At 70.5% G+C, this 24,024-nt stretch carries 18 protein-coding genes; 7 read left to right on the top strand and 11 right to left on the bottom strand.

Features of this window, described 5'->3' with window-relative positions; translation table 11 throughout:
- Nucleotides 1-44: 44 nt before the first annotated feature.
- Complete coding sequence (locus tag Q0817_RS08085) at nucleotides 45-1,298, bottom strand: NRAMP family divalent metal transporter (RefSeq protein WP_298585652.1); 1,254 nt, start codon at nucleotides 1,296-1,298, stop codon at nucleotides 45-47.
- Between the two features lie 202 nt (nucleotides 1,299-1,500).
- Here Q0817_RS08085 and Q0817_RS08080 point away from each other — a divergent pair, with 202 nt between their 5' ends.
- The gene (locus Q0817_RS08080) at nucleotides 1,501-2,490 is read left to right on the top strand and encodes a DNA-3-methyladenine glycosylase (RefSeq protein WP_298585651.1); all 990 of its coding nucleotides are present in this window, start codon (nucleotides 1,501-1,503) and stop codon (nucleotides 2,488-2,490) included.
- Between the two features lie 28 nt (nucleotides 2,491-2,518).
- Here Q0817_RS08080 and Q0817_RS08075 read toward each other — a convergent pair whose 3' ends face one another.
- The 6 genes from Q0817_RS08075 to Q0817_RS08050 all read right to left on the bottom strand — a co-directional run bounded on the left by Q0817_RS08075 (nucleotide 2,519) and on the right by Q0817_RS08050 (nucleotide 9,707).
- Nucleotides 2,519-3,550 (bottom strand): ABC transporter ATP-binding protein, encoded by a 1,032-nt coding sequence (locus Q0817_RS08075; protein WP_298585650.1) that lies wholly within the window; start codon nucleotides 3,548-3,550, stop codon nucleotides 2,519-2,521.
- The gene (locus Q0817_RS08070) at nucleotides 3,543-4,601 is read right to left on the bottom strand and encodes an ABC transporter ATP-binding protein (protein WP_298585649.1); all 1,059 of its coding nucleotides are present in this window, start codon (nucleotides 4,599-4,601) and stop codon (nucleotides 3,543-3,545) included. The genes Q0817_RS08075 and Q0817_RS08070 overlap by 8 nt, the downstream gene beginning before the upstream one ends.
- Nucleotides 4,598-5,575, bottom strand: coding sequence for an ABC transporter permease (locus tag Q0817_RS08065; RefSeq protein ID WP_298585648.1), 978 nt, complete (start codon nucleotides 5,573-5,575; stop codon nucleotides 4,598-4,600). The genes Q0817_RS08070 and Q0817_RS08065 overlap by 4 nt, the downstream gene beginning before the upstream one ends.
- Complete coding sequence (locus Q0817_RS08060) at nucleotides 5,568-6,491, bottom strand: ABC transporter permease (protein WP_298585647.1); 924 nt, start codon at nucleotides 6,489-6,491, stop codon at nucleotides 5,568-5,570. Before Q0817_RS08060 ends, Q0817_RS08065 begins: the two co-directional genes overlap by 8 nt.
- A gap of 125 nt (nucleotides 6,492-6,616) precedes the next feature.
- Nucleotides 6,617-8,248 carry an ABC transporter substrate-binding protein gene (locus tag Q0817_RS08055; RefSeq protein WP_298585646.1) on the bottom strand — a complete coding sequence of 544 codons (1,632 nt, stop codon included), beginning with the start codon at nucleotides 8,246-8,248 and terminating at the stop codon, nucleotides 6,617-6,619.
- A gap of 292 nt (nucleotides 8,249-8,540) precedes the next feature.
- Nucleotides 8,541-9,707: an AI-2E family transporter gene (locus Q0817_RS08050; RefSeq protein WP_298585645.1), complete on the bottom strand. Its 1,167-nt coding sequence runs from the start codon at nucleotides 9,705-9,707 to the stop codon at nucleotides 8,541-8,543.
- Nucleotides 9,708-10,376: 669 nt separating this feature from the next.
- On the opposite strand from Q0817_RS08050, the gene Q0817_RS08045 reads away from it, so the two are divergent.
- Both Q0817_RS08045 and Q0817_RS08040 read left to right on the top strand, forming a co-directional pair.
- Nucleotides 10,377-11,603: an IS110 family transposase gene (locus tag Q0817_RS08045; RefSeq protein WP_298585644.1), complete on the top strand. Its 1,227-nt coding sequence runs from the start codon at nucleotides 10,377-10,379 to the stop codon at nucleotides 11,601-11,603.
- An 85-nt stretch (nucleotides 11,604-11,688) separates the two neighbouring features.
- The gene (locus tag Q0817_RS08040) at nucleotides 11,689-12,771 is read left to right on the top strand and encodes a Gfo/Idh/MocA family protein (RefSeq protein WP_298585643.1); all 1,083 of its coding nucleotides are present in this window, start codon (nucleotides 11,689-11,691) and stop codon (nucleotides 12,769-12,771) included.
- 372 nt (nucleotides 12,772-13,143) lie between these two features.
- Here Q0817_RS08040 and Q0817_RS08035 read toward each other — a convergent pair whose 3' ends face one another.
- Nucleotides 13,144-14,580, bottom strand: coding sequence for a PLP-dependent aminotransferase family protein (locus Q0817_RS08035; protein ID WP_298585642.1), 1,437 nt, complete (start codon nucleotides 14,578-14,580; stop codon nucleotides 13,144-13,146).
- A gap of 135 nt (nucleotides 14,581-14,715) precedes the next feature.
- Here Q0817_RS08035 and Q0817_RS08030 point away from each other — a divergent pair, with 135 nt between their 5' ends.
- The 4 genes from Q0817_RS08030 (at nucleotide 14,716) to Q0817_RS08015 (ending at nucleotide 20,228) form a co-directional block, all read left to right on the top strand.
- Nucleotides 14,716-15,600, top strand: a complete 885-nt coding sequence (locus tag Q0817_RS08030; protein ID WP_298585641.1) for a dihydrodipicolinate synthase family protein — start codon at nucleotides 14,716-14,718, stop codon at nucleotides 15,598-15,600.
- A 181-nt stretch (nucleotides 15,601-15,781) separates the two neighbouring features.
- Nucleotides 15,782-16,891 (top strand): MFS transporter, encoded by a 1,110-nt coding sequence (locus Q0817_RS08025; RefSeq protein WP_298585640.1) that lies wholly within the window; start codon nucleotides 15,782-15,784, stop codon nucleotides 16,889-16,891.
- A 1,102-nt stretch (nucleotides 16,892-17,993) separates the two neighbouring features.
- Nucleotides 17,994-19,139 (top strand): ABC transporter ATP-binding protein, encoded by a 1,146-nt coding sequence (gene ugpC, locus Q0817_RS08020; protein WP_298585639.1) that lies wholly within the window; start codon nucleotides 17,994-17,996, stop codon nucleotides 19,137-19,139.
- A 21-nt stretch (nucleotides 19,140-19,160) separates the two neighbouring features.
- A complete protein-coding gene (locus Q0817_RS08015; protein WP_298585638.1) occupies nucleotides 19,161-20,228 on the top strand; it encodes an NAD(P)-dependent alcohol dehydrogenase in 1,068 nt (355 codons plus the stop codon).
- 587 nt (nucleotides 20,229-20,815) lie between these two features.
- On the opposite strand, the gene Q0817_RS08010 is transcribed toward Q0817_RS08015, so the two are convergent.
- Genes Q0817_RS08010 through Q0817_RS08000 form a run of 3 tightly spaced genes read right to left on the bottom strand, consistent with a single transcriptional unit; the run spans nucleotide 20,816 to nucleotide 23,956 of the window.
- The gene (locus tag Q0817_RS08010) at nucleotides 20,816-21,703 is read right to left on the bottom strand and encodes a carbohydrate ABC transporter permease (protein ID WP_298585637.1); all 888 of its coding nucleotides are present in this window, start codon (nucleotides 21,701-21,703) and stop codon (nucleotides 20,816-20,818) included.
- A 4-nt stretch (nucleotides 21,704-21,707) separates the two neighbouring features.
- Complete coding sequence (locus Q0817_RS08005; RefSeq protein ID WP_298585636.1) at nucleotides 21,708-22,643, bottom strand: carbohydrate ABC transporter permease; 936 nt, start codon at nucleotides 22,641-22,643, stop codon at nucleotides 21,708-21,710.
- Between the two features lie 5 nt (nucleotides 22,644-22,648).
- On the bottom strand, nucleotides 22,649-23,956 hold the full coding sequence (locus tag Q0817_RS08000; protein WP_298585635.1) for a sugar ABC transporter substrate-binding protein: 1,308 nt from the start codon (nucleotides 23,954-23,956) through the stop codon (nucleotides 22,649-22,651).
- Nucleotides 23,957-24,024 lie beyond the last annotated feature (68 nt).

Genomic DNA, 24,024 nt, shown 5'->3' with positions numbered 1-24,024 from the left:
GGCACGCTCCTGACGGTCCTGCGCGCCCGCCGCTCCCACCGCGCTCACGACCACAGCGCGGCGATGCCGCTGAGAGACTGGTATCCCAGGTAGATGGTGAGCAGCCACACCGCGGTGCCGATCAGCGCGAGCCAGGTGGGGTACCGGTAGCCGCCCAGGAGGTCCCTCCGGCGCCAGGCCACCCACAGCAGCACCGCGAAGCCCAGCGGCAGGATGAGCCCGTTCACGGCTCCCGCCACGATGAGCAGCGTGGACGGCGCCTGCCCGAGCAGGACGAACACGGCGGCCGAGACCACGATGAACGCGATGGTCATCAGGTTCCGGGTGCGGGGTCTCGTCCGGGAGGTGGTGAGGAAGGACACCGAGGTGTAGGCGGCGCCGATGACCGAGGAGATGGACGCGGCCCACAGGATGACGCCGAACAGGCGCAGACCGACCTCCCCGGCGGCCGAGAGGAACGCCTGGGCGGCCAGGTTCTCGCCCGAGAGCTGGGCCCCGCCGGCGACCACGCCGAGGATCGCCAGGAACAGCAGGAAGCGCATCACGCCGGTGAGCACGATGCTCACCACGGAGCTGCGGGAGATCTGCTTGACGCTCTCCACGCCGGTGATCCCGGCGTCGACGATGCGGTGGGCGCCCGCGTAGGTGATGTACCCGCCCACGGTGCCGCCGATGAGGGTCGTGATGACCAGGAAGTCCACGTTCTCGGGCAGCACCACGTTGCGCATCGCCTCCCCCACCGGAGGGCGCGAGACGATCGCCACGTAGGTGGTCACGATGAGCATGAGCACGCCGAGGACCACCACGATGCGGTCCAGGGCCACGCCCGCGCGCTTGCTGACGAACACGCCCACCGCGATCAGCGCCGTGATGACGCCTCCCCACGTGGGGTCGAGACCCAGCAGCGCGTCGAGTCCGAGCCCGCCGCCGGCGGTGTTGCCGATGTTGAAGACGAGCCCGCCGGTGGCCACCAGCGCGGCGATGAACCAGCCGAGGCCCGGCAGCACGCGGTTGCCGAGCTCGTGGGCCTTGAGCCCGGAGACGCCGATGATCCGCCACACGTTCAGCTGCACCGCGATGTCGACGACGATGGAGATGACGATGGCGAACGCGAAGGCGGCGCCGAGCCGGACGGTGAAGTTCGCGGTCTGGGTGATGAACCCGGGGCCGATGGCGCTGGTGGCCATCAGGAACAGCGCGCCCAGCAGGGCGGAGCGGTTCACGGCCCGCATCGCCGCGGGGCTGCCGACGGCGCCGCGGCCCTCCGGGGCGGGCGGGACGGGGGCGGAGCTGGACATGCGGCCTCCTCGGGACGGATGCGACCTGCACCGGAGCACGGCGCCGGCCACCCAGGACGTGGCCGCGGTCACTTTCGTGCCAGTGTAGTGATTGTTGAACAATCTGCACAGGGGCTCCGTCGACTTTTCCGCCTGGACAGGCGTCCGCCCCCGGGACAGGCTGGGCCCGACACGTCCGTCCCTCGACGACCGGGAGCCTCGCATGCACGACGACGGGTCCGCGGGTGCCGTGGACGTCCTGCTCCCGCCGCCGGCGTCCCCCGGGTTCCTCCGGGACTTCCTGGCGTCCCAGGCCGTGCCCGGGTGCGACGACCTCGCGGGCGGCGCCCACCGGCGCCCCGTCGTGGTGGACGGAGCAGTCCGCACGGTGACGGTCGACTGGAGGGGCCTCACGCCGGCCGGCCTGCCGGTGCGCGTCGGGCCCGGGGCGGCGGAGACCCTGGAGCCAGTGCTGGACCGGGTGCGCCGCTGGCTCGGCGAGGGCACGGAGTCCCCCGCGGCGGACCGCGCCCTGGCGTCCGACCCCGCGCTCGCTCCCGCCGTGCGCGCCTGGCCCCTGATCCGGCTGCCCGGTTCACCGGACGGCTTCGAGACGGCGGTCCTGACGGTGCTGGGGCAGCAGGTCTCCCTCGCCGCGGCCCGCACCTTCGCCGGGCGCCTGGTCCGCCACCACGGCACGCCCGTGACCGGCGGCGCCGCCGCCTTCCCGACGGCCCGCCGGATCTCCGGGACTGACCCGGCCCGGCTGCAGCGGGACGTGGGTGTCACCAGCCGCAGGGCCGCGACCGTCCACGCGCTCGCCGTGGCGGTCCGGGACGGACTCGTCCTCGACACCCCGGCGGGGCACGCCGGCGCGCGGGCCGGAGAGGACGCCGCCGTGCTGCGCGAGCGCCTGCTGGCCCTGCCCGGCATCGGCCCGTGGACGGCCGGGTCGATCTCGCTGCGCGTCCTGGGCGACCCCGACGTCTTCCTGCCCCAGGACCTGGTCCTGCGCCGCGCGCTCGGCGAAACCGGGGTGGCCGCCGCGGCGGCGACGGCGTCCGCCTGGAGCCCGTGGCGCAGCTACGCCGTGATGCGGCTGTGGGCCCGCGCGGCGTTCCCGGACTCGGCCGCGCCGCTCGCCGGCGGGAACCCCGCAGCGCCCGGGGGCCCCGGCCCTGCCGGGGCCCCCGGAGCGTCCGGAGCCCGCTGAGCCCGGGGCCGGCGGCTCGGGCCGGCGGCTACGCCGAGCCGGGCACGAGGTCCCGGCTCTCGGCGAAGTGGCAGGCCGAGGGGTGTCCCTGGCCGCGGTCGACGAGCTCGGGCACCTCCTCGGCGCAGACGTCCTGGGCCTTCCAGCAGCGTGTGCGGAAGCGGCAGCCGGAGGGCGGGTCCGCCGGGCTGGGCAGGTCGCCGCTGAGCATGATGCGCTCCCGCGACCCGCGCAGGGCCGGCTCGTGGATCGGCACGGCCGAGAGCAGGGCCTGCGTGTACGGGTGCGCGGCCTGCTCGTAGATCGCGTCCCGGTCCCCGGTCTCCACCACGCCGCCGAGGTACATCACGGCGACGCGGTCGCTGAGGTGGCGCACGACCGAGAGGTCGTGGGCGATGAACAGGAAGGACAGCCCGAACTCGTCCTGCAGGTCCTGGAGCAGGTTGATCACCTGGGCCTGGACGGACACGTCGAGGGCGGAGACGGGCTCGTCGCAGATGATCACCTCCGGGCGCAGGGCCAGCGCCCGGGCGATCCCGATGCGCTGCCGCTGGCCGCCGGAGAACTGGTGCGGATACCGGTTCGCGTAGTCGGCCCGCAGGCCCACCCGCTCCAGCAGCTCCCGGACCTGGGCTCCGCGGTCCTTGCGGGCCACGGAGTTGGGGTGCACGTCCCAGGCCTCGGCCACGATGTCGCCCACCGTCATGCGCGGGTTCAGGGAGGAGTACGGGTCCTGGAAGATGATCTGGACGTTGCGCCGGTAGTCCCGCAGCTCGCGGGCGGACATCGCGGTGATGTCCCGGCCCTTGTACAGGATCTGCCCGGCCGTCGGCCGCTCCAGACCCATCACGAGCTTGGCCACCGTGGACTTGCCCGAGCCGGACTCCCCGACCAGCCCCAGGGTCTCCCCGGGGTTGAGGGTCATGCTCACGCCGTCGACGGCGCGCACCTGGCCCACGGTCTTGCGGAACACGATGCCCTGGGTGAGCGGGAAGTGCTTGGTGAGGTCGCGCAGCTCCAGCAGCGGGGCGTCCGTGGTCGTGGGCTGTGGATCACTCATGCTCGAGCTCCTCGCTGTAGTGGCACGCGGCCGTCCGGCCCGGCACGACCTCGCGCAGGACCGGGACGTTCCGCGCGCAGTCCTTGCCCGGCGCCGCCGCCCGCCCGAACCGCGCCATCGGGCAGCGCGGGTGGAAGGCGCAGCCGCTGGGAACGGCGGAGAGGTCCGGCGGGGTCCCGGTGACCGGGTTCAGCCGGTCACCGTGGGACTCGAGACTGGGCATCGACGCCATCAGGCCCTGGGTGTAGGGGTGCAGCGGCTCGGCCAGGACCTCGTCCACCGTGCCGTTCTCCACGATGCTGCCGGCGTACATCACGGCCACGCGGTCGGCGACCTCGTTGACCACGCCGAGGTCGTGGGTGATGAGGATCATCCCCATCCCGGTCTCGCGCTGCAGCTCGCTGAGCAGGTCCATGATCTGGGCCTGGACGGTGACGTCGAGCGCGGTGGTCGGCTCGTCGGCGATGAGGATGTCCGGGTCGAGGGCGATCGCCATGGCGATCATCACGCGCTGGCGCATGCCCCCGGAGAACTGGTGCGGATAGGCGTCCACGCGCTGGCGGGCCGCGGGGATGCCCACGCGCTCCATCAGTTCGATCGCCTTCTCGCGGGCCTCGCCGCGGGAGGCGCCGCGGTGGACGCGGAACAGCTCGCCGATCTGGTGCCCCACGGTGAAGACGGGATTGAGGGCGGACAGCGCGTCCTGGAAGACCATGGCGATCCCCGGGCCGCGGACCGCGCGCTGCTCCTTGCGGCTCATCGTCAGCAGGTCGTCCCCGCGGAACCTGATCTGCCCGCTGGTGATCCGCGCCGGAGGGACGTCGAGGATGCCCATGACGGCCTGGGCGCCGACGCTCTTGCCGGAGCCGGACTCGCCCACGACGGCGAGGGTCTCCCCGGCCCGGACGGAGTAGCTGATGCCGTTGACGGCGCTGACCGTGCGGCGGCGGGAGCGGAACTCCACGGCGAGGTCGTCGACCTCGAGGACGGGCGGCTCCGCAGGGGCGGGAGCCGTCCGGGACGGGGCGGGCGTGGGGAGGGAGGAGGTCATCGGCGCAGTTTCGGATCGAGGGCGTCGCGCAGCGCATCCCCCATGAGGATGAACGCGAGCACGGTCAGGGACAGGAAGAACGAAGGGAACAGGATCAGGTGCGGGGCGTCGCGGAGCCGGTTCTGGGCCGCGTTGATCTGCAGGCCCCAGGAGATCTCGGGCAGCTGCAGGCCGACGCCCAGGAAGGTCAGCGTCGCCTCGGAGGCGATGATCGTCCCCACGGCGATCGTGGAGTACACGAGCACGGGCGCCATGGCGTTGGGCAGGATGTGCTTGGTGATGATCCGCCCGGTGCGCGCGCCGAGCGCGCGGGCCGCCTGCACGTAGTCGGCCTGCTTGACCCCGATGACGTTGGACCGGACCAGGCGCATCGCCGTCATCCAGCCGAACGCGATCAGCGCCAGGGAGACCTCGAGCACCCCGCGCTCGGGCAGCACCGACAGCAGGATGATCGCGCCCAGGATGAGCGGGAGCCCGTAGAAGATGTCCGTGACCCGGGCCAGGAGCGAGTCGATCCAGCCGCCGTAGTAGCCGGCCAGCGCGCCCACCACCACGCCGATGACCAGGGTGCCCAGGACGGCGAGGAAGCCGATGGCCAGCGAGATGCGCGCACCGTGCACCACGTTGGCGTAGTAGTCGCACCCCTGGATGTCGTAGCCGAACGGCGCCCCCGGCTGCGGGCCGTCGCCCGAGCGGGCCAGGCTGCAGTCCCGCGGGTCCACGGAGGTGAAGACCTGCGGGGCCACCGCCATCACGGCGAAGACCAGGAACAGCACCGCCCCCACGATGAAGAACGGGTTGCGGCGCAGCTGGCGCCAGGCGTCCCGCCACAGGCCGGCCTGCTCGATGTCGCCCGCCGCGGCCGCGGAGGCGAGCTCCTCGGCGCGGTCGTCGACGCGGTCCGAGAAGGACTCGCGGTGCTCGCCCTCGCCGCGCGTCGGCTCGTCGAGCGTTTCCGTGCGGGGCTCATTCATAGCGGATCCTCGGGTCGAGGGCGGCGTAGAGGACGTCGACCACCAGGTTGAAGAAGATGTAGAAGAAGACGAAGAGCGTGACGATCCCGACGACGACGGCGCCCTCCTGCCGCAGCACGGCGTCGTAGACCGCCCGGCCCAGGCCGGGGATGTTGAACACCGACTCGGTCACGATGGCCCCGCCCAGCAGCGCGCCGAGGTCGGCGCCGATGAAGGTGACCACCGGGATCAGGCTGTTGCGCAGCGCGTGCTTGCCGACCACGGTGGTCTCGCTCAGGCCCTTGGCGCGGGCGGTGCGCACGTAGTCGCTCTGCAGGTTCTCCGCGAGGCTCGTGCGGGTCAGCCGCGCCACGTAGGCCAGGGACAGGGCCGCGAGCACCAGCCCCGGCAGCACGTAGCTGTACCAGCCCTGCGTGATGCCCGCGATGGGGAACCAGCCGAGCCGGACGCCGAAGACGTACTGGGCGAGGAAGCCCAGGACGAAGACCGGGATGGACACGACGACCGTGGTCGAGACGAGCACGAGGTTGTCGAAGAACGATCCGCGCCGCAGACCCGCGAGCACGCCCGCGAGGATGCCGATCAGGATCTCGAAGCCCACGGCCACGAGGGCCAGCCGCACGGTCACGGGCAGCCGGTCGAGGATCGTGTCGAGGACGGGCCGGCCCGAGAAGTCCGTGCCGAAGTCCCCCTGCACCAGGCCGGCCAGGTACTTCAGGTACTGGATCAGCAGGGGGTCGTCGAGGTTGTACTCGGCGCGCAGCTGCGCCTGGACCGCCTCGGAGAGCGGGCGGTCACCGCCGAGCGCTCGGATGGGATCGCCCGGCAGCGCGTAGACCATGGCGAAGATGAGCAGGGATGCGCCCAGCAGCACCGGAACGGTCAGCAGCAGGCGACGGAGGACGTACCGCCCCATGGGTCTCCTCGGGGTGTGCGGAGGTGGTGTCGGACAGTGGTGGTGTCGAACGGTGGTGGTGCGCGGAGGTGGTGCGCGGGCGGACCCGGGGCGCCCCGGTGGGGGCTTCCCGGGTCCGGTACGGGTCACTCCGAGCCGACGACGACGTCCTCGACCTCGACGCGCCCGAAGCTGTTGACGTACACGTCGCTGACGTTCTCCGAGTGCGCGTACTGGACGAGCCCGAAGAACAGCGGGGCGGCCGGCATGTCGGCCACGAGCAGGTCCTCGGCCTCCTGGTAGGCCTGGATCGCGGCGTCGATCGACTCCGCGCCGTTGCCCTCCTGGAGCTTCGCGTCGAACTCCTCGTTCGAGTAGAAGGTCACGTTGGAACCGGCCGGCGGCAGGGCCGCGGTGGAGTAGGTCGGCCCGAGCATGTTCTCCATGACCGGGTAGTCCATGATCCAGCCCGAGCGGAACGGCCCGGTCATGCCCTTGTCGTCCTGCTTGGGCAGGTACTCGGCGAACTGGAGGTCGCCGCGCAGCTGGTACTCGACGCCCAGGTTCTCGCGCAGCTGGTTGCCCACGGCCTGCATCCACTCCTCGTGGCCGGCGCCGGCGTTGAACCACAGGTCCACGGGCTCGGACTTGTCGAAGCCGGCCTCGTCGAGGAGGCGGTTGGCCTCCTCCACGTTCAGCTCGCAGACGTCGCAGGCGTCCTCGCGGTGGCCGTCGATCACGGGAGAGACGAAGGACGCGGCCGGGGTGCGGGCGCCCTGGAAGATCGCGTCGGTGATCGCCTGCCGGTCGATCGCCATCGAGATGGCCCGGCGGACCTGCGGGTCGGCGAAGCGCTCGTCGTAGGTCGGGAAGCCCAGCGAGGTGATGTCACCGCGCGGAGTGGTCTTGAACCGCTCCCCGAACTGGTCCTCGGCGGAGGCGATGGCGTCCGGCGGGATCTGGTCGACCACGTCGAGGGAGCCGGCCTGGAGGTCGTTGTAGGCGGTGTTGATCTCGGTGTAGACGCGGAACTCCACGCCCGCGGCCTTGGCGGGCTCGTCCCCGCCGAACTCCTCGTAGCGGGTGAGCGTGACGCCCTGCCCCTCCTGGAACGCCTCGTCCGCCTTGAAGGGCCCGTTGCCGATCGGCTGCTCGCCGAAGCCCTCCGGGTTGTCGAAGAACGCCTGGGGCATCGGGAAGAACGCGGTGTAGCCCAGGGTCGTGGGGTACTGCGCGTACGGATCGGTGAGTGTCACCCGGAGCGTCCTGTCGTCCACGACCTCGAGCCCCGACATCTCGGTCCCGGCCGGGGACCCGCCCTCCTCGGCCTGCAGGTCCTCGTAGCCCTCGACGTTGGCGAAGAAGTAGGAGTTGCCCTGGGCGTTCTCGCTGTTGGCCACGTAGTTCCACGTGTCGGCGTAGCTCTGCGCGGTCACCGGAGTGCCGTCGTGGAAGGTCCAGCCGTCCTTGAGCGTGATCGTCCACGTCTTCTGGTCCTCGGACTCCACGGACTCGGCGACGCCGGTGTAGACGGCCTCGTTGGTCTCACGGTCGTACTCGACGAGACCGGTCCACAGCGCGTCGACGACCTGGCCGCCCTCGGTCTCGCTCGTGTTGCCGGGGATCAGCGGGTTCTCGGGCTCGCCGATGTACACGCTGAAGGTACCGCCGCCGTCGGCGCCGGCCTCGGCTCCGCCGCCGCCGCCACCGCCGCACGCGGTGAGCAGCAGGGCTCCGGAGAGCACCGCTGCCGTGCCCGCGATCCGCTTCGTTCTCATCGTTTCCTCCATGGTCGATCTGGGCCCGCCAGGAGTGCTGGGTACGCACTCCGAGGGGGACGGGGCCACGCCGGGGCGAGCACGGGGCTCGCGCGTCGTGGAGCACGAGGCTCCGGGTCCGACGTGACGGAGATCACCGTCCGCCGCACCCAGGAAGAAACCTATGTTCTCCGGTCGCGGGACGAGGGCAGACACGCCAGAAGAAACAGGAACCGGCGGTATCGGTTACCCATTCGTAACATCGAGGCCGCGGCCGGTCGTCCTGCCCCCGGGACGGCTCCGCCCGCTCCGCTCACGGCCCTGCGGATTGCGGCGGGTCGGTCCGCCGCGACGGGACGCCGCCCGGGGGCGGACCGCCGGGCTCGGCGGGCTCGCCGGGCTCGGCGGGCTCGGCGGGGCTCTCGTACCAGATCAACAGGACGGCCCACGCGACGGCCGTCAGCGGCACGGCCAGGACCGCCCCGACGATCCCGGCGAGGATGCCGCCGCCGGCGAGGGCCAGGAGCACCACCAGCGGGTGCAGGCTCAGGGCCTTGCCCATCACGATCGGCTGGAGCACCCTGCCGTCGAGCTGGTTGATGGCCACCACCACCGCGATCACGATCAGCGCGACCACGGGCCCGTTGGCGACCAGCGCCACCAGGGCCGCGAGCACGCCGATCAGCGCAGCGCCCACGATCGGCACGAACCCGCCCAGGAAGATGAGGACGGCCAGCGGCAGGGCCAGCGGCACCCGGAAGATCAGCAGCGTGGCCCCGATGACGACCGCCTCCAGGAGGGCGACCACCGCGGTCCCGCGGACGTAGTTGCCGAGGACCTGCAGCGTGGTGGTGCCCGAGCGCAGCAGCTTGTCCCGGTGCTCCCCGCGGAAGGGGCGCAGGAAGAACGCCCACATCCTCCCGCCGTCCTTGAGGAAGTAGAAGAGGATGACCGCCACGAGCACGACCCCCGTGACGACCTCCGCGGCGGCCGAGATCCCCAGCAGCGCCTCGACGCCGAACCGGCTGCTCGTCGCGAACTCCGTGACGGCGCCGATGCCGTCGTCGAGGGCCTGCTGGCCGATCGGGATCGGCCCCGACACGATGAATGCCTGCAACCGCTCCAGCCCGGCCACCCCGGCCGCCAGCAGCTCGTCCCACTCGCTGCGGACGGCGAAGACGATGCCGGTGACCACACCGCCGAGCACGAGCACCGCCGCGAGGAAGGTGATCCAGGTGGCCAGCGACCCGCGCACGCCGCGCCGGTGCAGGTACCGGACGACCGGGTGGAGCGCCGCCGCCAGGATGAGGGCGATCATCAGCGGGATGACGATGAGCTTGAGCCGGATCAGTCCGTAGACGACGATCACCGCCGCGGCCAGCAGGACGATCAGCTGCCCCGCGCGGATGGAGGCCCGGCCGAGGGCGTCGGCCCACAGCGTGCTCCTCCGCAAACCGCCCCTGGTGCGCGAACCCGCCATCGGAACCAGTCCTCGTGAGATGCCCCTGATGTCCCGCCTCCATGATGCGCCCGGTCCGGCCGATCGCCAAGAGGCCCGGGACCTGCCCGCGCCGTGCCCGCCCAGGACATCCTCCGAGAGTCCCCAAACCCCGTGTGACCTGGAACAACGCCCGTCCGGGAAGTGGACAGGAACGGCGCCGGCTCCTAGGGTCGAGGTGGCCCGAGGGGGATTCGGGACCGCCACCGCACCGGGCGCCCCACCCCGGCGCACCGACGTCCGCACCGGCCCGTCCCCCGGGACCGGCCGGGCGCCCCACCCGGTCGACCGGATCTCCACGGGCCGCCCCCGTCCACGCGCACCCCCTGCGCACGCCCCCGCGCACGGCCCGCCGGTCCCCGCCGGCAGCGGTCACGCCGCCCTGCGCTCCCCCGCCCCCCGTTACCTTCTTCCTAGCTCGTCCGTCCCGCAGGATGGAGGGGTGCTGACCGGCCGGTCCTCGGCATGATCGTTTGCCCCCAGTCGTCGATGATCCGGGGGGTGTTGTCACCGAGGACCGGTCCGGTGGTCGCGGATCGCTAATAGAGGCGGGATCTCCTGTGGAGGACCTTCGTAACGTGGATGCCGAGCGTGACCACCTCCCGGCCGGCCAGCACGCGCAGATACCGGTGCAGCAGAAGGGACTTGATCGTGGCGGAGCAACCACTGTCGGCGGTGTTCGTCGGCCTCGACGTCGGCAAGTCCGATCACCACGCCGTGGCCGTGACCACCGCCGGGAACACGGTCTACGACAAGGCCCTGCCCAACGACGAGACCCGGCTGCGAGCCATCCTCGAGGAGCTGGCCGCCGAGCACGGGCCGGTGCTGATGGTCGTGGATCAGCCGGCCACGATCGGGGCGCTGCCGGTGGCCGTCGCCGAAGCCACCGACCAGGTTGACGTGGCCTATCTGCCCGGGCTGGCGATGCGCCGGATCGCGGACCTGCACCCAGGCGCGGCCAAGACCGACGCCCGCGACGCGGCCATCATCGCCGAGGCCGCCCGGACCATGCCGCACACCCTGCGGAACATCCGGGTCGACGAGGCCCAGATCGCCGAACTGGCGGTGCTGGCCGGCTTCGACGACGACCTCGCCGCCCAGATCACCGCCACCTCGAACCGCCTACGGGGCATGCTCACCCAGATCCACCCCGCCCTGGAACGGGTCCTGGGGCCACGGGTGACCCACCCCGCGGTCGCCGATCTGCTCAGCCGTTACCCGACCCCGGCCAAGCTGCAGGTCGCCGGGCGCGGGCATGTGCGGGCGAGGTTGAAGAAGCACGCCCCGCGGCTGGCCGGGTCGTTGACCGAGGAGATCTTCGACGCCCTGGGCCAGCAGAGCGTGGTCGTGGCCGGCACCGAGGCCGCTACCACGGTGATCCCGATCCTGGCCGGGCAGCTGGCCGCCCTGATCCATCAGCGGGCCACGGTGGCTACCCAGGTCGAGGCCCTCGTGGAGGCCCACCCTCTTTCCGCGGTCCTGACCTCGATGCCCGGCATCGGCGTCAGGACCGCCGCGAGGATCCTCACCGAGGTCGTCGGCAAGGACTTCCGAGACGCCGGGCACTTGGCCTCCTACGCCGGGATCGCCCCGGTCACCCGCCGTTCCGGGACCTCGATCCGCGGTGAGCACGCCGCCAAGGGCGGCAACAAGAGATTGAAGCGGGCGCTCTTCCTCTCGGCCTTCGCCTCACTCAACCACCCGCCCTCACGGGCGTACTACGACCGCAAGCGCGCCCAGGGCAAACGCCACAACCAGGCGATCATCGCCCTGGCCCGCCGCCGGACCGACGTCCTGTTCGCCATGCTGCGCGACGGGACCCTCTACCAAGACCCCACCGAGCCCCAAGCCCCGTCACCGGTGGCCCTGGCCGCTTGACGAAAACCATAGAGGCACCCCCCCCCCCGCACCCGCAAGCCCCTCAGCACTGCGCCTGATGCGCTCAACGACAGGAGACAATGCGTTGGAACCGATCGTCGTAGGACTTCTGGGAATCACCCACCCCCACGCCTCCGCGCGGGTTCGTGCCCTTCGTGAGATCGAAGGCGTCGAGGTGGTGGCCGCCGCCGACGACGATCCGCGGCTGCACTACTTCACCAACAAATACGACATGGAGGCCCGCAGCATCGACGCTGTGCTCCAGGACGAGCGCATCAACGCGATCATGGTCCACTCCAAGAGCAAAGACATGGTCCCCCACGCAATCCGCGCCCTGGATGCCGGCAAGTCAGTGGTCGTGGAAAAGCCCGGCGGAGCAACAGCGACCGACCTTCAGCGCCTGGCCGAGGCCGAAGCTCAGGCCGCACCCGGAGTAGTCGTGCAGGTGGGATACAACGTGCGCCTGGCCCAGTCCATCAACCGGGCCAAGGACCTGATCGAGGCCGGGGTGATCGGTGAGGTGGTCACCGTTTCCGCCCGGGGAGCCGCGCTGGTGGGGGAGCACCTCTCCGCACACCTCAATCAGCCGGCGGACATGGGCGGGGCGCTGTGGGTCATCGGCTGCCACATGCTCGACTCCCTGGTCCACATGTTCGGCGCCCCGGAGTCCGTCAACGCCCGGGTACGCAAATCCAGGCGCCTGTCGGATGAGTCCAGCCGCGAGGACTCCGCCGCGGTCCTGCTCAACTACCCCGAGATGTCCATGACCTACAGCTTCGACGGCCACGATCGGCTCGAGTGGTTCGAGAGCTCCCGCATCACCGTCTACGGCACCGCCGGGATGATCGAGGTCGGCATACTGCCCCAGAAGCTGCGGGTCTACGTGGATCAGGAACATGCAGGATGGCCGGCCGGGTGGACGGAGTGGACCCAGAGTTACTTCACCGCGCCGTTCGCCCGCACCGAGGTCAACAAGTTCTCGGAGTTGCCCGAGCTGGAGAACATCAGCAACTTCCAGCCCGAGATGCGCGGGTGGGTCGACAGCATCCGCACCGGAGCCCCTGTGGTGTCTCCGGTCGCAGACGCTCTGACTGTCGCGCGCATCGTCGCGGCCTGCTACCGCTCTGAGAAGGAGCAGGGAGCCTCAGCCGACGTGACGTCGGTATGAACCCTAATCATGCCCGAGCTCTTGGGCGAGACTGCGCCGCATACCCTCTGCATCCCCCGGGAACCACGCAGAACCAGGAATCCAAATGCCAGTAACTGGACTTTGAAAAGCCTCGGAGCAGATCAGCGCTGTCCATCCACGGAGGCCATTCCACCGCCGAACGGGATTGCCCCGACTTCCGTTGATAAGGAGTCAAGGAAACCCGGGGCAGGCCCTAGTGATGACTCGCACGCCCTGAGAGCAGGAAAGGCATCCAAGGGCGGCGCTTTACATATGGCCGGTTCTCGGACACCCAGCCGCAGGAAGTGCGGTGAACATTGTTATGCGGACATCGGTGGTGGGCCCCGAGAGCAGCCTGATCCGCTCCAACATTCAGGTGCGGTCCTGCCCGCCGGGCGGGACCGTGGTGTCGATCAGCTGGAGCAGGATGTCCAGGGCGCGGGTGAGTTGGAGGTCTGTGGGTGCGCCGTAGCCGATGACGAGCCCGTTCTCGGGTGGCTGGTGGGCGTAGTAGGGGGCGAGCGGGACGACACGGACGCCATGGGCCAGCGCCCTGGCGGCGAGGTCCTCGGCGTCGACCGGTGCCGGGAGGCGGACGACGGCGTGGAGACCTTCTTCAAGGGCGTCAATTTCGAGATCGGGCCGGTCTGTGAGCCGGTCCAGCAGCAGGGCGCGGCGGTGGGCGTAGCCCCGGCGTGCCCTGGCGGTGTGCCGGGCCAGTCCGCCGTCGTCGATGTAGTGGGCCAGCGCGGACTGCAGGACACCGCAGACGGGGGTGTCCAGGCTGGTGCGGGTCTCTTTCACCAGGTGCCCGGAGGCGCCGCGCACCACGAGGTAGCCGCAGCGCAACCACGGGCTCAGGGTTTTCGAGAACGAGCCGAGCAGGGCCACCTCGGCTTGAGAGGGCAGGGAGGCGGTGGCCGGCAGCGGCATCCGCCGGTGGCGGAACTCGCTGTCGTAGTCGTCCTCGAGAAGCAGAACCCGGTGCTCGGCGGCCCACTCCAGCAGAGCCAGCCGTTCCTGCACCGGCATCCGCCCGCCCAGGGGGTACTGGTGGCTGGGAGTGATCAGCACCGCGTCCGGAGCGGGGTCCAGGGAAGTGAGCTGGGCGGCGCGCAGCCCGTCCGGGCCCACGGGCAGGGTCTGGACCCGGGCGCCAGCAGCAGCCAGCACCCGCCGGGCGGTGGGGTATCCCGGGTCTTCCACCAGCACCCGGGGCGCGGGGGAGCGGGTCCGCAGGGCGGTGGCGATCAGCTGCAGCGCGTCACTGGTGCCGGCGGTGACGAGGATGTCTTCGGCGTCCACGGCCAGCCCTCGGGCCGTGACGAGATGCCCGGCGATCGCGGCCCGCAACCGGGGAGTCCCCAGCGCCGGCGGCAGGTCGACATGGCCGGGCTCGGCCAGGGCTTCCCGCCAGGCGGTGCGCCAGGAGCGGTCCTGGAAGGGGGTGTCCGAGGGGCGCCCCGGGGTGAGGTCGATGACCGGGCGGGGAGGTTCTGCGCGGGGGCGGGGTGGAGCGGTGCGCACCGGCGCCCGCACGTCGGCCCGCATATCGGCCCGCACGGCGACGCGGGTGCCTGCCGCACCGTGGCTTTCGAGGTAGCCCTCACCGGTGAGCTGTTCGTAGGCGCGTACGACCACCCCGCGCGAGACGCCGAGATCGGCGGCGAGCCGGCGGGACGAGGGCAGATGGTGTGGTGGGCGCACCGTGCCCTCGAGGATCGCCCGGCGCAGTTGCGCGGCCACCTGGGCGGCCAGGGGTGTCGGACTGTTGCGGTCCAGGGTGAGGGGCAGTTCGGCGACAGCCAATCTTGGTCTCCTCTCTCCGGCCGTTCTTGGATCTAGGTTAGGACCAATCGGTTTGCCAGCATGGGTTCCATCCGGTCGATGAGCCCCCGGCACCGGTGGTGGCGCCGCCCGGGGTGAGTGAAAGAGAGAGTCAGCATGCTTGAAGGGCTCTGCGCCTTCCCCTTGACCCCGCTGTCCGAGACAGGGGTCGACGAGGCAGCCCTGACCGGTCTCGTGGCACGCCTGGCCGCGGCGGAGGTGGACTCGATCGGGGTGCTGGGCTCGACCGGGATCTACCCCTACGTGGACCGCGCCGAACGACGCCTGGTGCTGGAGGTGGCGGTCGCCGCCGCTTCCGGAACGCCGGTGATCGCCGGGATCGGGGCGCTGCGCACCCGCGAGGTGCTCACCTATGCCCAGGACGCGCAGTCGGCTGGTGCGGCCGGGGTGCTGCTGGCCCCGGTCTCCTATCACCGCCTGAGCGAGGAGGAGGTCTACGGGCTCTGCCGCGATGTCGCCTCCGAGGTCTCGGTGCCGGTGATCGTCTACGACAACCCCGGCACCACCGGTTTCACGTTCACCGATGAGCTCTACGGTCGCATCACCCAGCTGCCGAACATCACCGGGATCAAGATTCCGCCCCCTGCCGCAGACGTGGTCGACCGGGTCACCGAGCTCCGCTCGGTCCTGCCCGGCAGCGTCTCCGTGGGCATCAGCGGCGACTGGGTGGCCGCGGAGGCGCTGCTGGCCGGTGCCGACTGCTGGTACTCCGTGATCGGCGGGGTGTTCCCCGCCGCGGCCCAGGCCATCGTGGACGCCGCCGTCGCCGGCCATCGGGAGCATGCCGAAGCGCTGTCCCAGGACCTGGAGCCGATCTGGGTGCTGTTCCGGCGCTACGGCAGCCTGCGCGTGGTGGCCGCCATCGCCGAGATCTTCGGATGGGTGCAGTCGCCCAGCCTGCCGCTGCCGCTGCTCGGGCTGCCCGCACAGGGGCGCACCGAGCTCGAGGCGGCCCTGCTCACCGCCGAACTGGCCGGATGAGCTTGTGCGCCGCCACGATGCGTCCACCTCGGGGCCGGTCCCGCCGTTCCGACTCGAGACGCATCCCGCCCGGACGCAGGATGTCACCGGCGAGCCCGGCATACCGGTAGCACCCGCCTCTGCAGGCCTGCCTCGCTACGTCGTCGCGGCGACCCTGGCGCGCACTGCCGACGGGGGAGCGGTGCTGGCCATCGTGCTGCTCGTGACGACCAGCGGGGCCCCGGGCTGGCTGGCCGGTCTGCTGGGTGCTGCCATCACCGCCCCGCACCTGCTGGGCCCGTTCATCGCCCGCCGCCTGGACACCTCCATCGACGGGCGCACCGTCATCGCCGGCGCCTGCCTCCTCCACGGGACCACCCTGGCTGCGGCCGTGCTGCTCTACCCGCTCACCAGCCCGATCGTTCCGGCGGTGCTGCTGGTCGCCTCCGGGCTGGTCGGGCCGCTGCTCACCGGGGGCATCAGTAGCCGCCTGCCCGCCATCGCCGGGGAGGATCGGCTCAGTCAGCGCCGGGCCCAGGGCTGGGACGTGGCCACCTACGGCATCGCCGGCACCATCGGCCCTAGCATCGTCGCGGCCGTCTCAGTCTGGGCCGACCCCGCCGCCGCCGGGCTCGTGCTCGCCGCCGCCGTTGTCGTGGCCGCAGCCTTCGTGCGGCTGCTGCCCTATGCCCCACCGGCCGCCCACCCGGGCGAGGTCCCCTCGCCCGCTCGCACCCTGAGGATGATGGCGGCCTTCGGTCCGCTGCGCCGCACGCTCTACCTGACCATGGTCGTCGCGCTGTCCGTGGCCGCGCTGCCCATCGCAGCGGTCGCCTCCACCGGGCACCTGCACATCGACTCCGCCGCCGCCGGGCTGCTCACCGCCGCCTACGGACTGGGAGGCCTGGCAGGATCAGCCGGGGTGATGGTGCGCCCCTTCCAAGCCGACGCGGACCGACTCATGAGCTGGCTGGCCGTGGCCGTGGCCGCCGCCCTGATCGGCGCCACCCTGGCCTCCACCTTCGCCCTGGCCCTGGCCGCCTACGCGGTGGCCGGCGTCCTCAACTCCTACTTCTTCGCCGCCACCCTGGCCGCCCGCAGCGAGTACGCCCCCCGCCAAGCCCGCGGCCAGGTGTTCGTGTGGATCGGCGCGCTGAAGATCACCGCAGGCTCCGCCGGCACCGCCCTGGCCGGGGTCCTCGTCACCGGCGCCGCCCAGCTGCCCCTGGCCCTGGCCGCGACCCTCATCGCCGTGGCAGCAGCAGCCTCAATGATCGACCGTCGTGTCGAGCGCGCCCCAGGGACAGCCTGAGCGATGAAGCCGCCCCTGCGTGGTCGTGCTTCCGTCGGTCCACGCGCACCCAGCCGTCGCGCACCTGTTCGTCGCCCCAGGGGTGGTCATGAGCAGAGGTCTACAGGCATGGTCGGGCGCAGCACTGCTCTGCACATGGCCTCTTGGAGGTAGTCGGTGCGCCGCTTGCGCCCCTGAAATGACGTTGCATGCGCAGAACATGCATCGAGCGTGGTCCCCGCTGTCAGGGCTGGATCCACTGACAGAACCCTGGGAAGCCCTATGGCAACGTCTTGAACCAATCCGGGATGGCTCCATCCCTTTCGCTCCGGTCGGGTGGGGTTGCCCCCGCACGCGAAACCGTGATGGCCGCACTGACAAGAGCAGTACGTGCGGTCTGCTCCAGAGCCTGTCGATCCAGATTGTGCTCCGGGACATGTGGCACGAGGTTCGTGGGGCCTACCGGGATACAGCCACTTTGCGTCCTCGTCGCTCATCTTGACGACGTGCGCGGAGTTCGCCAGCGCTTCCACTGTCGGAACGACGTCCTCACGCGCACCCATGACATCGGGGCGGATGGTGGGATCGAAGCTGAGCAGGGTGGACGGCGGCGCGTCGGCGAACGTCCGACGCACCACAGCGGCCCCGGGCTCGAGCAGAGATCCGATGGACCCGGTGGGAATCAGCGTCGCTCCGGTGGTGCGAGGCGTGGGGATGTCCCGAGCGGGCCAGACCGACGGCGACATTCATCGGGCTACCACCCGGGTGAGCACTTCGTGTGCCGTCGCGGGAGGGGACCACATCGACCAAGGCCTCACCGATGACGAGGGCATGGGGTGCGTCAAAGCTGCCGGAGATAGTTGGCATGGCGTCCTCGTCACTGAGCGTGGGCGGATGACCCGTCCCCTGGTGTCCCGGCATCAAGTCCCGGCAACTACTCGGGCCCTGTGGTGGGCCGAGGTTCTGTGGTTGTTGCGGTGAAAGCAGTGGCGAGGCATCTGGCCCTAGTCATCTCAGATGAGTGTCTGTAGTATCTCATATGTGAGTGGCGTGGATCACGCTACCCAGGAATTTTTCCTTCGGATCGTCCGGCACGTGCCTGCCGGGAAAGAGGCTGTGAACCATGTCTTCTGTGCGCTACGCCAATGTGACCTGTCAGTACCCGGGGGCCGAGCGGCCCTCGGTCACCGACCTGAACCTGGAGATCGCCGAGGGGGAGTTCCTCGTCCTGGTCGGCCCCTCCGGGTGCGGGAAGTCCACCACCCTGCGGATGCTCGCCGGCCTCGAGGAGGTCACCGGCGGGCAGATCTTCATCGGGGACCGCGACGTCACGCACGTCCCCTCCCGGGACCGCGACATCGCGATGGTGTTCCAGAACTACGCCCTCTACCCCCACATGACGGTGGCGGAGAACATGGGCTTCGCCCTGAAGATCGCCAAGATCTCCGTCGAGGAGCGCCGTCGCAGGGTCGAGGAGGCGGCGAAGATCCTGGATCTGACCGACTACCTGGACCGCAAGCCCAAGGCGCTGTCCGGCGGGCAGCGCCAGCGGGTGGCCATGGGCCGGGCGATCGTGCGCTCCCCGCAGGTGTTCCTGATGGACGAGCCGCTGTCCAACCTGGACGCGAAGCTGCGGGTGCAGACCCGCACCCAGATCGCCTCCCTCACCCGCCGCCTGGGGGTCACCACGGTGTACGTCACCCACGACCAGGTCGAGGCGATGACCATGGGCGACCGGGTCGCGGTGCTCAAGGACGGGCACCTCATGCAGGTCGACACCCCGCGCAGGCTTTACGACCGGCCGGCCACGGAGTTCGTGGCCGGGTTCATCGGGTCCCCGGCGATGAACCTCTTCCGGGTGCCGGTGAAGAGCGGGGTGGCGACCTTCGGCACCATGTCCCTGCAGCTCACCCGTGAGCAGCAGGCGCACCTGACCGGGGACAAGGTCACGGTCGGGATCCGTCCCGAGGACCTGCACCCGGCCGCCGAGGGCACGGGGCTGCCGATCGAGGCCGACGTGGTCGAGGAGCTCGGCGCCGACGCGTTCGTCTACGGCCACCTCGCCCCGGTCACCGCGGCCAACACCATCGTGCAGGTCGATCCCACCGAGGACACCGGTCACCCCACGGAGGGTCCCGGCGCCCACGAGGTCATCGTGCGGGCCGAGGGCCGCACTCCGCCCAAGTCCGGGTCCACGATCTGGGTCGCCCCGAATCTCGAGCACGTGCACCTGTTCGACACCCGCACCGGCAACCGCCTCCCCGACTGACTGAGCGGAGAACACCCAGACATGAGTACGCAGAACATCGCAGCCCGTCCTTCGACGGAGTCACTGCCCTCGTCCATGCGCGCCAGCGTCCTGCAGGGACCGGGGGAGCTGGTCGTCGAGGAACGCCCGGTGCCCGAGCCCGGGGCGGGCCAGGTACTGGTGCGCATCCTCGCCGTGGGCGTGTGCGGATCCGACACGCACTACTACGAGCACGGCCGGATCGGCGATTTCGTGGTCGACAAGCCCCTGGTGCTCGGCCACGAGCCCTCCGGGCGGATCGTGGCCGTGGGGACCGGGGTGGACCCGGCGCGGGTTGGACAGCGTGTGTCGCTGGAGCCGGGGATCCCGGAACCGTTCTCGGCCGAGACCTTGGCCGGGCGGTACAACCTGGATCCGGCGGTCCGGTTCTTCGCCACCCCACCGGTGGACGGCGTGTTCTCCGAGTACGCCGTCCACCCGGCCGCCTTCTGTCACCCGGTCCCGGAAGAGGTCTCCGACGAGGCGGCTGCCCTGCTCGAACCGCTGTCGGTCGGGATCGCCGCGGTACGGGCCGGTCAGGTGAAACTGGGGTCGAGGGTGCTGGTGGCCGGGGCGGGTCCGATCGGCCTGCTGGCAGCCGCGTGCGCCGATCGTGCTGGGGCCACCGATGTGGTGGTCACCGATGTCCGCGAGGAGCGCCTGCAGCTGGCCCTGCGCTACGGCGCCACGGAGGTGTTCACCTCCCAGGACGCCCGGGATCCGACCGATCCGTTCCCCGGATCCGGCTACGACGTGTTCGTCGACGCGACCGGGGTGGAACCGGCGGTGCTGTCGGGGCTGCAGCGGCTGGCACCTGCCGGGCGGGCGGTGCTGGTGGGCATGGGGATGGACACCCTGGCCCTGCCGGTGCCGCTGGTGCAGAACCGCCAGCTGGAGATCACCGGCACCTTCCGCTACGCCAACACGTGGCCCATCGCGGTCCGGCTGGCGGCGTCCGGGGTCATCGACCTGGACGGGCTGGTCACCTCCCGGCACGACCTCGACGACGTGGCCACGGCGTTGACCATCGGCCGCACGCCCGGGGCACTGAAGGCCGTCGTCCGTCCCTGACCTCTCCGACGAACCCACCCCTGCGGCTTTGGCCCGGCTCCCACCACGGGAGCCGGGCCAAAGCCGTTTGAGTTTCTGCACGGGCCTCGCAGCGGTCATCACGGGCCACGGGTGCGGGTGTCTGGGGGTGTCGACAATGTCCAGCACAGGGGGTCCTGAAGACGTCCGGGCCTTTCGGCACCCTTGCCTTGCGGCGGGTGCTGCTGTGGGGTCTTGGGGGAGTGGTCGGGCGGTGAGCCGCTCCACCCGGATGTGGCCGGGCCGCACGGCGTTGGGACCCTGCGGGTGGACGGACGAGCGACAGCGCGGGTGCTGCGTGCAGGAGCAGGGGATGCCGGGGTCCTTGGCGAGGGACTGCCAGGACCTCGTTCGCGGCCTCGAGGGTGGACCGCCCTGACCGGGGTCGTCCTCGTCGTCGGAGGACACTGGGTGGTCCCGCCGGGCGCGGACCCGAGGGACCCAGCGCAGTTTGGCGGGTCCACCATCTTCGGGGGTGGCCAGGCACTTCGGCCCGGCCCCTGGTGCAGGGGCCGGGCCGAAGGCGTTTCACGTCGACTCGGCGGAGCGAGGGCGACAGGATCCGGTGTTTATTTGATGGCGCCCATCGACAGGCCGCGCACCAGCTGCTTCTGAGCGATCCAGCCGGCGATCACCACGGGCAGGGAGGCGAGCACGCTGGCCGCCGACAGCTGGGCCAGGAACAGCCCCTCACTGGTCATCGTGGACACGAGCATGACGGGCACGGTCGCGGCGTTGACGGCGGTGAGGTTCAGGGCGAAGAAGAACTCGTTCCAGGAGAAGATCACGCACAGCAGCGCCGTGGCGGCGACACCCGGGGCGACCATCGGCAGCAGGATGGTGCGCATGGTGGTCATCAGGCTGGCTCCGTCCATCTGGGCGGCCTCGAGCACCTCCTTGGGCACCTCCTGGAAGAAGGAGCGCATCATCCACACTGCCAGCGGCAGGTTCATGGCGGTGTAGAGGAAGATCAGGGTCCCGATGTTGTCGAGGACACCGATCCGTCCGGCCACCACGTAGATCGGCACGATCACCGCCACCACGGGCAGCATGCGGGTGGAGATGAAGAAGAACAGCACGTCCTGGGTCTTCCCGACCGGGCGGATGCTCACCGCGTAGGCGGCCGGCACGGCCAGCACGAGCACGATCAGGGTCGAGACCACGGTGGCGATCGCCGAGTTGAGGAAGTACTCCCCGGTGCCGGCGTTGAGGATGGCCGCGTACTGGTCGAGGGTCGGGGTGAAGAAGAACTTCGGCGGGTTCGAGGCCGCGTCGGCTTCCTGCTTGAAGGAGGACAGGACCATCCACAACACCGGCATGAAGAACACGAGGGCGACGAGCCAGGTGAAGGCGGTCAGCGCCGCCGAGCGGGCACGGCGCCCGCCGGGACGGGCGGGCCTGGTGGTCCGGTCGGTGTCGGTGGGGTTGGCGGGAGGGGCGAGGGTGTCTGTAGTCATGGGATCACTGCTCCGTGCTCATGAAGCTCTTGAAGATGAGTCGCAGGGCCACGGTGGCGATCACGATGGTCGCGATCACCACGACGACGCCCATGGCGGCGGCCTGGCCGATGTCGAAGCCCAGGAAGGCCCGCTGGTAGATGTAGTACGGCAGGTTTGCGCTCTGGGTGCCGGGGCCGCCGGCGGTCATGAGGTAGATCTGGTCGAAGGTGTTCACCACGTAGATCGCCCCCAGCAGCACGCCGAGCTCGATGTAGCGGCGCAGGTGCGGGATGGTGATGTAGAAGAACGTGTGGAGCGCGGAGGCGCCGTCCATCTGGGCGGCCTCGAGCACGTCCTTGGGCTGGCTCTGCAGTCCGGCCAGGACCAGCAGCATCATGAACGGCGTCCACTGCCACACCAGGGCGATGAGCACCGACAGGAACGGGAACTGGGAGGTCCAGGCGATCGGGGAGATGCCGACCAGCCCGATGATCCAGTTCACCAGTCCGTAGCTGGGGTTGAACATCGAGATGGACCACAGGATGGCGCTGACCACCGGCATGATCAGGAACGGTGTGATGAGCATGGTCCGCACCACGCCCTGGCCGATGAATTTCCGGTCCAGCAGCAGGGCCAGGCCGATGCCCAGCAGCATGGCCAGCAGCACGCAGCCCAGCGTGTAGAGCACGCTGTTCATGGCGACCTGGCGGAAGGTGCTGTCGGTGAAGATCCCGATGTAGTTGCGGAAGCCCACGAAGACGTCGGAGTCCGGGTTGAGCAGGTTCCAGGACCGCAGGGAGTACCAGATGGTGATGAGGAAGGGGATCTGGGTGGCGATGATCGTGAAGATCAGCGCCGGCAGCAGCGGCGCCCGGCGCAGCCAGACGTCCTTGCGGGCGTGCTGGGCGGCGGCGGCGCTCCTGGTCGCGCTCGTGCTCGTGTTCACGGTGGTGCTCATGGTTTCTACTCCCCGTCCTGACGCTGGTAGACCGCCGCGACGTCCTCGGCGTAGGCCTGGGACTGCTCCAGGGCCTCCTCGACCGTGACCTGCCCGGCGATGGCCGCGGAGATCTGCTGGCCCACCCGGGTGCCGAGGTCCTGGAACTCCGGAATGGCGACGAACTGGATGCCCTCGAAGGGCGGCGGATACGTGAAGGTGTTCTCCTGAGTGGCGTTGTTCATCGCGGTGAGCGTGGGCTCGGCGTAGGCCTCGGAGACCTCCGCGTACTCCGGGATCTCGTAGGTGGAGTAGCGGCTGCCCGGAGGCACGCGCTCCCACCCCACCTCCTCGCCGACGAGCTGGATGTAGTCCTTGTCCGTCATCCAGGAGACGAACTCCCAGGCGGCGTCCTTGTGCTCGCTGGTGGAGGGGATGGCCAAGGACCAGGTGTAGAGCCAGCCCGCGGCGTCGGTCTCCATCGTGGGGGCCGGCACGTAGCCGTTCTGACCCGCCACGTTGGACGAGGAGGGGTCCTCGATCGTGGAGACCATGGCCGTGGCGTCGTACCACATGGCCGTCTGCCCCTGGCTGTAGAGGGTGATGCAGTCGCCGTAGCCGGAGGTGGCCGGGCCGGCCTGACCGTGCTCCTGGACCAGGTTCACGTAGTCGGTCACGGCCCGGGTGGTCTCCGGGGAGGTCAGGGTGGGGTTCCAGTCCTCGTCGAACCAGCCGCCGCCGTAGGTGTTCATCACGGTGGTCAGCGGGGCCATGACCTCGCCCCACCCGGCCAGACCGCGCAGGCAGATGCCGGAGACGTCGTTGGCGGGGTCGTCCAGGCGGGCGGCGATGTCCTGGATCTCGGTCCAGCTGGGCTGCTCGGGCATGGTGATCCCGGCCTCCTCGAACATCTCCTTGTTGTAGACCAGGAAGGAGGACTCCCCGTAGAAGGGCACCGAGTGCATGTCCCCCTCGTAGCTGAGCGCGGACTTGATGGAGGAGATGAAGTCGTCGTCGTCGTAGCCCTCGGTCTGATCGATGTAGGGCTGGAGGTTCTCGATCCACCCGTTCTCGGCCCAGGAGGGGGTCTCGTAGTTGGAGATCATCACGACGTCGAACTCACCACCCCCGGTGGCCACGGAGGCGGTGATCTTGGCGCGGGCCTCGTTCTCGGGCAGGGACACGAACCGGACGTTGATGTCCGGGTGCTCCTCCTCGAACTTCTCCTGCAGCGAGATGGCGTCCTGCATCTGCGGGTTCGCCACGATCGCCACGACGATCTCCTCCTCGGACGCGTCCGCGGACCCGCAACCGGCCAGGCCGAGGGTCGCCACGGCGGCGAGGGCGGCGCCGGCTCGTGCCCGGGGTGTCCGGCCTCGAGGCTCTGGCGGACGGGCTGAAT

It is taken from the genome of uncultured Kocuria sp., from assembly GCF_947500125.1.
Taxonomy (GTDB): domain Bacteria; phylum Actinomycetota; class Actinomycetes; order Actinomycetales; family Micrococcaceae; genus Kocuria.
This window is presented reverse-complemented; position numbering and strand designations above follow the sequence as displayed.